Origin of the sequence: Streptococcus intestinihominis, from assembly GCF_046824975.1 — a bacterium.
In the GTDB taxonomy this organism is placed as follows: Bacteria; Bacillota; Bacilli; order Lactobacillales; family Streptococcaceae; genus Streptococcus.
On record NZ_JBKQBL010000006.1, the window covers coordinates 99,964 to 111,024 of the forward strand.

The window sequence follows — 11,061 nt, forward strand, 5'->3', positions numbered from 1 at the left end:
ATGTTGAAGATTTCAAACATTTCTTCGTGTTTGATTTGTCCATATTTTTCAAGGGCTTTGAAAATTGGAAGAACTGGAACCTTGCTTTCGTCAATTTCAGCTGCCAAGTCATCTGAAAACATCCGTGGGACATTTTCGATGAAACCACCACCTGTGATGTGGGCAATCCCATTGACCAATTCTTCTTTGATAAGAGGCAAAACAGCTTTGACGTAGATACGAGTTGGTTCCAAAAGGACGTCTTTGAGTTTTTTACCTTCCAACTCAGGCAAAACTTCTTCGCCTGTGTAATCCGCAAAGACACGACGAACAAGGGAGTAACCGTTTGAGTGGATCCCACTTGAGGAAAGACCAAGAAGCACATCACCTGCTGCTACTTTTGAACCGTCGATGATTTGAGATTTTTCAGCCACACCAACAGCAAATCCAGCCAAGTCATAGTCGTCTTCGCCATACATACCAGGCATTTCAGCCGTTTCACCACCGATGAGGGCTGCGCCTGCTTGCACACACCCTTCTGCAACACCAGCAACCACTTGTTCTAGCTTAGCTGGTTCATTTTTCCCAGTTGCCACATAGTCTAGGAAGTAGAGGGGCTCCGCGCCTGCAGCAATGATATCATTGACACACATAGCTACACAGTCTTGACCAATGGTATCGTGCTTGTCGTACTTGATAGCTAGCATGAGTTTGGTTCCGACACCGTCCGTCCCTGAGATCAAAACAGGCTCTTTGACACCTGTTTTTGAAAGGTCAAACATGCCACCGAATCCACCAAGAGCTCCCATGACACCTGCACGCTCTGTACGTGCTACGTGTTTTTTGATCCGTTCAACAACTTCATAACCCGCTTCAACATCCACACCAGACTGCGCATAAGCATTTTTATTCGTCATTTTATTCATTCCTTTTCTTTTGCACTGTTCTTAATAGAAAGAAGTGTGTTCTTTCAAACTTTCTACATAGCGTTCTTCGTAGTCATATAAAGGCGTTGGGTATTTCCCATCGAAGTAAGCAACACAAAGACCACCGTTTGGTGCATCGGTATCAATGCCAATAGAATCAATCAAGCCATCAATGGACAAGTAAGTCAAGCTATCCGCACCGATAATCTCACAAGTTTCCTCCACTGTATGATTGGCTGCAATCAGCTCCTCACGGCTCTGAATATCAATTCCATAGAAACATGGATAAGCCAGAGCTGGGCTGGCAATTGCCACATGGACTTCTGTAGCACCTGCTTCTTTCAACAATTTCACAATTCGACGAGAGGTGGTTCCACGCACGATAGAGTCATCAATCATGACAACCCGTTTGCCTTTCACGACACCAGATACGGCAGAGAGTTTCATTCGCACTCCTTGTTCCCGCAATTCCTGAGTCGGTTGGATAAAGGTCCGTTGGATATACTGATTCTTGATCAAGCCCATTTCATTTGGCAGGCCAGATTCTTCCGCAAAGCCCATGGCAGCACTGAGAGAGGAGTTGGGAACCCCCACCACAATATCTGCCTGGTTCTTAAATTCTCGTGCCAACTGAGCTCCCATCCGCTTGCGAGCCGTATGGACGTTGACCCCTTGGATATTGGAATCAGGACGAGCAAAATAGATATACTCCATGGAACAAATCGCCAGTTGCGTATCATCCGTATAGCGATCATAAGTAATGCCATTTTCATCAAAGATAACGAGCTCACCAGGGTGCACATCTCGGATCCATTCTGCCCCGATAACCTCAAAAGCACAGGTTTCAGAAGAAACAACTAAGGCTCCATTAGCCATTTTCCCGATAGAAAGAGGACGGAAGCCATTGGGGTCTAAGGCTGCAATCAGCTTATCTTCAAACAGCATCAGATAAGCAAAACCGCCTTTGACCGTATTGAGCGCTTCCTTGATTTTCCCCATAAAGGAAGGGTTGTGACTCCGTCGAATCAAGTGGGCCAGTATTTCTGAGTCAGAGGTTGAGCTAAAGATGGCTCCATTTTTTTCTAATTCAGATTTGAGCGATTGGGCATTGGTCAAATTCCCATTATGGGCCAGACCAAACTGCGTATCTTGAAAGCGGAAGAGGAAGGGTTGGATGTTATCCACAGACGCTTCCCCCGCTGTCGCATAGCGAACATGCCCAATAGCAGAGCTTCCTGTTAATTTTTCCAAATTTAATGGATTCCGAAAGACTTCTGAAAGAAGGCCTGTGTCTCGATGGCGTCTCAGGGTTCCTTGGTCATTGGCCAGGATTCCTGCTCCTTCTTGTCCCCGGTGTTGGAGACTGTGAAGCCCAAAATAAGTGAGTTTCGCAGCATCTGGATGTCCCCAAATCCCAAAGACTCCACACTCTTCATTAAGAGATTTTACTTCGTATGTCATGTTGTATACCTTTTATTTTCCAGTAAAATATTGAACCGCTGATGCAAAAAGATGCTGGTCTTTATTTCCTGGAATATTTTGGAAGAGACCGTCTTCAAAACGTTCTGAGTGACCCATCTTCCCAATAATTTGACCGTTCTTACTCGTAATTCCTTCGATCGCATGGACAGATCCGTTAGGATTGTATTTAGAATCCATGCTTGGTTTACCGTCAAAGTCAACATATTGGCTAAAGATTTGACCATTGTCACGAAGCTCTGTGAATTCCTCAGCTGTCACGACAAACTTCCCTTCACCGTGTGATACTGGGATAGCGTGGATGTCTCCAACTTCTACTCCCGCAAGCCATGGTGAGTTGGTATTGGCAATCCGTGTTTCCACCATCTTAGCCACGTGTTGGTTGGCATCATTGTAGAAGAGGGTTGGACTCGTGCTACTTGCATCTTCAAAGTTACCGTATGGAAGAAGACCTGATTTGACAAGGGCTTGGAATCCGTTACAAATACCAATAATCAAACCACCGCGTTCAATGAAGCCATCGATAGCTGCACGCACTTTTTCATTGAGCAAGATGTTTACGATGAATTTAGCTGATCCATCTGGTTCATCCGCTGCTGAGAAGCCACCTGCAAAGAAGATAATATTAGCTTTTTCGATGTTGTCAACCATTGTGTCAACAGACTTGACAATCGCCTCTTCATTCAGTGTGACAAATGGTACCAAGTTAACTTTTGCACCTTCTTTTTCAAAGGCCTTAGCGGAGTCGTATTCAGAGTTGGTACCTGGGAATACTGGGATGTAAACCACTGGTGTCTCAACTGTTTCTTTAGCTTTGATCACAGCATCAGATGCTACAGCAGGTACTTCTTCCAACTCAGTTGCCTGTGCAAATTCTGTTGGGTAAACCTCTTCCAATTTACCTTGGAAGGCACTGTCAAGTTTGTGTCCATCCAGCGTTACACCGTTGACAACTAGTGTAAAGTCTGCTACTGTTTGTCCGATCTTGGCAACACCTGCAATTTCTTCAGGCGATGTGAAGACGAATCCACCCAATTGGGCTGTCAAGCTAGTGTCAAGGTCAGCTAATTCGACATTTGCTCCGATATGGTTACCAAATGTTGCAAGTGCAAGAGCTTCAACCACACCACCATATTTAACAGCTGATGCGGCTGTCACTTTGTGGTCAGCTTGGATGGCTTCAAATTGAGCAAAGTTAGATTTGATAAGTTCGAAGTCAATTTCTTGTGCCAAAGCTTGACCAGGAATGTAGTAAATATTTTCACCAGCAGCTTTGAATTCTGGAGAAAGAACCTTACGGCTATCTGCAGTTGTTACCCCAAAAGCAACCAAGGTTGGTGGTACGGTTAATTCTTCAAAGGTACCAGACATCGAGTCTTTCCCACCGATAGATGGTAAACCAAGTTGAATCTGAGCTTCGATGGATCCAAGAAGAGCAGCTACTGGTTGACCAAAACGCTCTGCTTGTTTATCCATCCGCTCGAAGTATTCTTGATAAGAGAAACGAGCCTTAGACCAGTTGGCACCAGCAGCAACCAAACGAGCAGTTGCTTCGATGACCGCATAAGCAGCACCATGATATGGAGACCAATCGGCGATATAAGGGTTGAACCCTTGCGCCATGACAGAAGCCGTATGCGTCACGCCATGTTGAACTGGCAATTTCTGTACAGAAGCTTCCGTTGGTGTGATTTGGTAGCGACCACCAAGTGGGTGATTAACTGTTGAACGACCAACTGAGCTATCAAAGATGGTTTGTAAACCTTTTTGACTTGCATGGTTCAGGTCAGCCAAGACTTCAAGTGTATCCGCTTCAAGGGTTTCAGCAGATGTTTGACGTTCTTCTGGAAGCTTGACATCCTTGTCAACCACCTTAGCATCTACAACCACACGTACACCGTTTGTATCAAGGAAACGACGTTCCAAATCAACGATGGTTTCACCATTCCAGTGCATGACAAGATTTGGTTTCTCCGTCACTGTCGCAACGACAACAGCATCAATATTTTCTTTGTTACATGCTGCAACGAAGGCATCTACATCTTCTGGACGAACCACTACAGCCATCCGCTCTTGAGATTCAGAGATAGCAATTTCTGTACCATTCAAGCCTTGGTATTTCAATGGCACTTTGTCTAGATCAATTTCAAGACCATCAGCCAATTCACCGATAGCCACACAGACACCACCAGCACCAAAGTCATTTGATTTCTTAATCAGACGTGTTACTTCCCCATTACGGAAAAGACGTTGAATCTTACGTTCTTCGATGGCATTCCCTTTTTGAACCTCAGCACCAGCTGTTTCAACAGATTCAACTGTTTGAACTTTAGATGAACCTGTCGCACCACCGACACCGTCACGTCCAGTCTTACCACCGAGTAAAATGATCACATCGCCTGCTTCAGGTTTTTCACGGACAACATTTTCCTTAGGAGCCGCACCGACAACTGCACCTAGCTCCATACGCTTAGCAACGAAACCTGGGTGGAAGTATTCACGAACATAAGTTGTCGCCAAACCAATTTGGTTACCGTATGAAGAATAACCATGAGCCGCTGTCTTAGAAATCACTTGTTGTGGCAATTTACCAGCGCGAGTTTCTGAAATTGGAGCTGTAATATCACCAGCACCTGAGATACGCATGGCTTGGTAAACGTAGGAACGCCCTGACAATGGGTCACGAATGGCACCACCGATACAAGTAGCCGCTCCACCAAATGGTTCAATTTCCGTTGGGTGGTTGTGGGTTTCATTCTTGAACATGAGAAGCCATGGTTCTTTGACACCATTGACATCCACTTCAATTTCAACTGAGCAGGCATTGATTTCATCAGACACTTCCATGTCGTCCAAACGACCATTAGCACGCTCATAACGGCCAAAAATAGTCGCCATATCCATCAAGGTTTGAGGTTTTTCTGTACGTCCCAACTCATCACGCATGGCAATATACTTGTCATAAGTCGCTTGCAATTGTTTTTCAAATTTAGAAGCCGAGAAGTCGATATTTTTCAACTCAGTTTCGAAAGTCGTGTGACGACAGTGGTCAGACCAGTAAGTATCCAAAACCTTAAGTTCAGTCTCAGTTGGTACACGTCCAATAGATTTGAAGTAATCTTGGATGAAGAGAAGGTCATCCACTTCCATTGCCAATCCTTGCTCAGCCTTATACTGTGCAAAATCTTCTGCCGTATAAGTTTCAAAGAAATCCAAGCTTGGAATGGTCTTATCAGACTCAGAGAAATCCTGTTTCGCAATACCAACAGTGATATCTTTGAAACGAGAGTCTACTGGGTTCAAGAGGTAGTTTTTGACAGCTTCCAATTCATTCGCATCAATATCCTTGTTAACCAAGTACAATTGTGCTGTATTCACTGTTACATCATTTGAACTACCCAACAACAGCAAAGCTTCTTGCGAAGATGCCGCCCGTTGGTCAAATTGACCAGGTAAACTTTCGATAGCAAAGAAAGCATAGTTCTCAAGATCAGCCTGAACCGCAGCTTCATCCAAAACAGTATCGGTCACCTGCTCTGAAAAAATATGTTTTTCCGCACGCGCAAACAAATCCTCTGCCAAATTAAAGACATCGTAAACCTGAACAATCCGAAGATCCTTCAAGGTTTTCAACTGAAGATTATGCTGTAATTCTTTTACTAAAGAGTCCGATTTTACACGAAAATCAGCTTTTTTCTCAACGAAAATACGTTTATCCATTTTAGTTCCTTTATTTCTATTCAAAAAAGTTATTAAAGACGAAGGTTTTCCCTTCAAACAGATTACTTCAAGCCCTGTAATTTCTCCAACACAACTTTGTACACATCTGTCAGACTGCCCAGATCCCTACGGAAAACATCCTTATCCATGTGGTGCCCTTCCGCATCCCAAAGACGGCAGTTATCTGGTGAAAATTCGTCTGCCAAGATAATCTTGCCATCCTTATCAAAACCAAATTCCAATTTGAAGTCAATCAAGCGAAGACCAATTTGTGCAAACCAATCTTTTAGCAATTCATTGATTCGACGCGTTTCTTCCTTGATATAAGCAATTTGCTCATCATTGGCAATATCCAAAAACTTGACGTGTTCATCATTGATAAACGGGTCATCCAACTCATCGTTCTTGTAGTAAAATTCAACGATTGGAGTTTTCAAGTCTAAACCTTCTTCAACACCAAAGCGTTTAGAAAAAGAACCCGCAGTCACATTTCGAAGTACAACCTCCAAAGGAATAATGGTCACTTTCTTGTTCAATTGTTCGGTATCTGAAATACGTTCAATAAAGTGAGTCGCTACACCCGCAGCATTCAATTTTTCAAAAATAAGAGACGAAATCTGATTATTCAGCACACCTTTCCCCTCAATGGTCTCTTTGCGAGCTCCATTCAGCATGGTAGCCTGGTCCTTATAAACGGACTTAATCACATGTTCGTCTTCTGTACTATAAATATCTTTTGCTTTCCCCGTATAAATTAATTGATCGGACATCTTCTTGTTCGCCTTTCATCTTTTATCCCTTTCAGTGTATCACAGAGAAGTTGTTTTTTCAAGTTAAATCCGTATCTTGTTAGCTTGTAATACAAAAATAATAAGAGATTGAATCAAAAAGATTCAACCTCTTATTTTTAGATGCTTATTCGTTCGTAAAAACCGAACTTTATTTGCTTGTTTTCTTCAAAACGTAGTCTACCATATCTCCAACGGTTGCCATGGCATCAATATCTTTGTCTGGGATGTCAATTTGGTAGGCTTCTTCCAAATAAATAATGTATTCCATGAGATCAACGGAATCTACTTCCAAGTCCTTTCGTAAATCTAAATCCAAAGTAACCTCATAGTCAGATCCTTTATGATCTTGAATCAACCCTTCAACTAGTTTAAAAATTTCTTGATGACGACTCATTTCTCTTCCTCCAATTCTGATAATTCAACCACAGATTTACGAATAACATCTGTTTCCAACATGGTCCGGATCTGGCGGATCGTACTATAGACTGCCTTGGCATCACTAGAACCATGGGTTTTCACGACAGGGGCTTGCAAGCCAAACAAGACCGCACCTCCAACATCTGAATAATCCAAAGTCTTTTTCAAACCTCGTAGATCATTCTTCAAGAGGAGGGCTCCAATCTTAGCTTTCAACCCGCCACCACTAAGGACCGTTTTCAACTGTTTAAAGAGGCCCAGAGCAGTTCCTTCCATTGTCTTAAGGACAGCGTTTCCTGTAAATCCATCTGTCACAATGACGTCAGCAACTCCATCCATCAAGTCACGCGCTTCTACATTTCCTACAAAATTAAGAGAAGGATCTGCTGCTAATAATTGATAGGTCTCCTTGCGTAGGGGATCACCCTTGCTTTCCTCTGTTCCGTTATTTAAGAGACCAATACGAGGCCACTTAATGCCACGGACATTCTCTGCATAATAGGCTCCCATAATCGCATATTGGTGCAAGTGTGTTGGCGTATTTTCAGCATTTGCCCCCAGATCCAACATATCATAGCCCTTCCCATCAAGGGTAGGAAGAGTTGACATCAAACCTGGACGATCGATGACCTTGATCCGACCAACAATAAAGTAACCAGAGGCAAGAAGAGCTCCTGTATTTCCTGCAGAAAGCATCGCATCCGCTTCCCCATTCTTAACTGCATGCGCTGCTAAGACCATGCTGGCTTGCTTTTTCCGTCGAATAGCACGAGTCGGCTCATCATCTGAGTTGATTTTCTCATCCGTATGGACGATGGATACCCGTTCAGTTGCCGTCAGGTATTGCTTAATTTTAGCCTCATCCCCATACAAAATGACTTCAATATCCTTAAATTCTTGTATAGCTTGATTGACCCCTTCTACTAGGGCCTGTGGAGCATGATCTCCACCCATTGCATCAACTGCAATTTTTTTCATTTCTTACCTCCAGACTGATCTTTTAAGATCTCTCCCCAGCTTCCCAGGGAATCAATAAATTTCTTAGCTTTTAGATGAATGCCTACATATTCATCATAGAGTTGGTCTAGACACTTTCTCAACTCTTTCTTCATCTCATCATGGATGGAAATCGTCTCTAACTCACTAAATTTCACAGCTTGAAAACGATCCAGCAAATAGAGGGCGTTTGGATCCCAGTGGGCTCGTCTTTCGTCACGATCATAATGATCTGGGCAAAGGACACCACCCAAGCGGAATGAAAAATCAAAAGGCAACCCCACTCGATGACAGACACAACACTCATGGACGTTTAAGGCAACACCAAATCGGGATAAAATCTGCATTTCAAAAATATTGGTCAGGATTTCATAATCCAAACCCCGATCCATCAATTGCAAGGTCTGCTCTAAAAAAGCAAATAAAGCTGGATCAGGTTGACGATCCTGTATACTAGCATCTGCCAAGGCCAGTATATAGGTTGCGTAGGAAAGACGAAAAAGGTCTTGGTTAATCCCTTGGAAACTTTGAACCTCATGAATATCTTCGATATAGCTGAGTCCGTCATCATTGATTTTCAGATACATATCCGCTAAAGTCAAAGGTTGGATCATAGAATTCAACCGAGAACGATTGGCATGTTTCACGAAAAACATGAGCTTGCCAGCTTGCTCTGTAAAGATTTTAACCAGCTTATCATCCTCTCTGTAATCCCGATGGTAGAGGACGATGCCACGACTCTCAATGCTCTCCAGCATGTTCTTTCATAAACTCCTTCAACCGACTCATCGCTTCCTGGATTACTTCCATACTTGCTGCATAAGACAAGCGCACATATCCTTCGCCGTATGGGCCAAAAGCCATTCCTGGGATAAAGGCAACAGCCTTTTCTTGGGCTAAGAGCTTCAAAAAATCGAAGGAGTCTTGGTTATATCCTTGTGGGATCTTAGCAAAAATATAGAAGGCACCATCCGGGCGGATAATATCAAAGCCCATGGCAGACATTTCTTTGATGATATAATCTCGACGCTCTATGTATTCCCGTTTCATCGGCTCTGCGTCGTCTTTACCAACCGTTAAGGCTTCAATGGCTGCATACTGGTTCATGGTCCCCGCTGCAGTCACCAAGTACTGATGACTCTTGATTAATTGAGCTGTCAAAGGAGCCGGAGCAAAGATAAAACCAAGTCTCCAGCCTGTCATAGCATGAGACTTAGATAAGCCATTGATAATAATGGCTTGGTCCCGTAGATAGGATCCCAAGGAAACGTGAGGCTGTCCTGTATAGGTTAGCTCTGAATAAACTTCGTCACAAACGACAAAAACTTCATATTTCTTCAAGACTCTAGCCAACTCCTGCATCTGCTCCTTAGAGTAGGTGACACCTGTCGGATTAGCTGGGTAGTTGAGAATAACCGCCTTGACGCGATCTCCTTGCTCTTCTATGGCCTTTTCTAAAGCCTCAGGACTGAGGATAAAGCGATTGTCTGTCGTATCGATTTCGACGACACTAGCCCCCATCAGTTTAATAATGGGTTCGTAACCAGGATAAGCAGGTGCTGGTAAGAGCACCACATCTCCCGGTTCCAATATAGCGGTCAAGGTCGCAGAAAGGGCCTCCGTTGCCCCAATCGTAACCAAAATTTCATCCTCTGGTCGATACTGTAGGTTATATTTTTCAGCTACAAACTGACTAGCAGCTTCTCGCAAAGCTAGCAAGCCACTCATCCCCGTATAATGACTCTGGTTGGCATCAATAGCTGCTTTTGCCGCTTCCTTTACATGATCCGGTGTCGTAAAATCTGGCTCACCCAAGGTCAAGCGTAAAATACCTGGAATAGAAGAAATGGCTTGGTCAAACTGACGAATCAAAGAAATCTCGATTCGATTCAAATTTTGATTAAACCGTTTTGTTAAATCCATAGCCACCTCCAAAAAAAGTTCTATCACCATTATACTATAAATGGAAAAGCATCGCAAAAAAGGGGCTAGTCCCCACTAAAATGATACAATAATGACCTTTCTCATCAAAAAAGGACTTAGCACATGCTAAATCCTCTCATTGAATAAATTTTACCAAATCTTTTCTATTCTTGACCACGTGTTGCAACATAATTCAACTGATCACCATGTTTCGCCAAGAAATCCTTCATTTCCGAATCCGGAATTTGACGAAGGTAGAGATTGGAACGGATAGTTTCATCTTCTTCGCGACAAGTAGACAAGACTAGGTACTTATCAGAAGCATTGATTTTAATATTTGGATTCTTTGTACGCGCTGACTCATAGATGTTTTTCAACTGGGTAATGAAATCTTCATCATCTGAAAAGCTGGTACGATAGAAAGCTGTTGTTTCAGGAACAATGACCAAGCCCATTGCTTCATAATAATACTTACGCTCAGGTGTTTCAATAACTACGTAAGGGTGCTGATTAAAGTACTCCTGGTTATCATAGAAGTTAACATCGTTAAACATCCGATGATCTTCAACCTGGCTACCACGAGCATGACCGAATAACCAGGTCAAACGATCACTAAAGTCTTTTTTATTATCAGTATCCATGAAAACAGTTCCCATTAAAGGTTGGTTTCCACCCTCAAAAGTTTTATCCAAATACGTAGCATTGTCCCCTGTTTGAACAACAGGCTCATCTAACTCAGTTCCTGGAGCATAAACATAGGCAATCGCTTCTGGATTGACAGAAGTTAATTGAGCAAAGCGGTTGGCTAAATACTCTTTTTCTTCTTGACT

At 43.1% G+C, this 11,061-nt stretch carries 9 protein-coding genes; all 9 read right to left on the reverse strand.

The window, feature by feature from the left end; translation table 11 throughout:
- Positions 1-896, reverse strand: an 896-nt coding sequence (gene purM / locus ACLOR3_RS09390) for a phosphoribosylformylglycinamidine cyclo-ligase (RefSeq protein ID WP_412037169.1), incomplete at its 3' end; no start/stop codon positions are given.
- A gap of 30 nt (positions 897-926) precedes the next feature.
- A complete protein-coding gene (gene purF / locus ACLOR3_RS09395) occupies positions 927-2,366 on the reverse strand; it encodes an amidophosphoribosyltransferase (protein WP_126403568.1) in 1,440 nt (479 codons plus the stop codon).
- A gap of 12 nt (positions 2,367-2,378) precedes the next feature.
- Positions 2,379-6,104, reverse strand: coding sequence for a phosphoribosylformylglycinamidine synthase (locus ACLOR3_RS09400; protein WP_411400949.1), 3,726 nt, complete (start codon positions 6,102-6,104; stop codon positions 2,379-2,381).
- Between the two features lie 62 nt (positions 6,105-6,166).
- On the reverse strand, positions 6,167-6,874 hold the full coding sequence (purC, locus tag ACLOR3_RS09405) for a phosphoribosylaminoimidazolesuccinocarboxamide synthase (RefSeq protein WP_048717056.1): 708 nt from the start codon (positions 6,872-6,874) through the stop codon (positions 6,167-6,169).
- A gap of 169 nt (positions 6,875-7,043) precedes the next feature.
- The gene (locus ACLOR3_RS09410) at positions 7,044-7,289 is read right to left on the reverse strand and encodes an acyl carrier protein (RefSeq protein WP_023027448.1); all 246 of its coding nucleotides are present in this window, start codon (positions 7,287-7,289) and stop codon (positions 7,044-7,046) included.
- The gene (gene plsX / locus ACLOR3_RS09415; protein WP_343094251.1) at positions 7,286-8,290 is read right to left on the reverse strand and encodes a phosphate acyltransferase PlsX; all 1,005 of its coding nucleotides are present in this window, start codon (positions 8,288-8,290) and stop codon (positions 7,286-7,288) included. Before plsX ends, ACLOR3_RS09410 begins: the two co-directional genes overlap by 4 nt.
- Positions 8,287-9,066, reverse strand: a complete 780-nt coding sequence (gene recO, locus ACLOR3_RS09420; RefSeq protein WP_154854614.1) for a DNA repair protein RecO — start codon at positions 9,064-9,066, stop codon at positions 8,287-8,289. The genes plsX and recO overlap by 4 nt, the downstream gene beginning before the upstream one ends.
- Positions 9,050-10,231, reverse strand: coding sequence for a pyridoxal phosphate-dependent aminotransferase (locus ACLOR3_RS09425; RefSeq protein WP_343094250.1), 1,182 nt, complete (start codon positions 10,229-10,231; stop codon positions 9,050-9,052). Before ACLOR3_RS09425 ends, recO begins: the two co-directional genes overlap by 17 nt.
- A gap of 164 nt (positions 10,232-10,395) precedes the next feature.
- Positions 10,396-11,061, reverse strand: a 666-nt coding sequence (gene srtB, locus ACLOR3_RS09430; RefSeq protein WP_412037170.1) for a class B sortase, LPKTxAVK-specific, incomplete at its 5' end; no start/stop codon positions are given.

Bases quoted from the DNA above. Each gene is read 5' to 3' on its own strand.
- purF (WP_126403568.1), bottom strand. From the start codon at position 2,366: ATGACATACGAAGTAAAATCTCTTAATGAAGAGTGTGGAGTCTTTGGG.
- ACLOR3_RS09400 (WP_411400949.1), bottom strand. From the start codon at position 6,104: ATGGATAAACGTATTTTCGTTGAGAAAAAAGCTGATTTTCGTGTAAAA.
- purC (WP_048717056.1), bottom strand. From the start codon at position 6,874: ATGTCCGATCAATTAATTTATACGGGGAAAGCAAAAGATATTTATAGT.
- ACLOR3_RS09410 (WP_023027448.1), bottom strand. From the start codon at position 7,289: ATGAGTCGTCATCAAGAAATTTTTAAACTAGTTGAAGGGTTGATTCAA.
- plsX (WP_343094251.1), bottom strand. From the start codon at position 8,290: ATGAAAAAAATTGCAGTTGATGCAATGGGTGGAGATCATGCTCCACAG.
- recO (WP_154854614.1), bottom strand. From the start codon at position 9,066: ATGCTGGAGAGCATTGAGAGTCGTGGCATCGTCCTCTACCATCGGGAT.
- ACLOR3_RS09425 (WP_343094250.1), bottom strand. From the start codon at position 10,231: ATGGATTTAACAAAACGGTTTAATCAAAATTTGAATCGAATCGAGATT.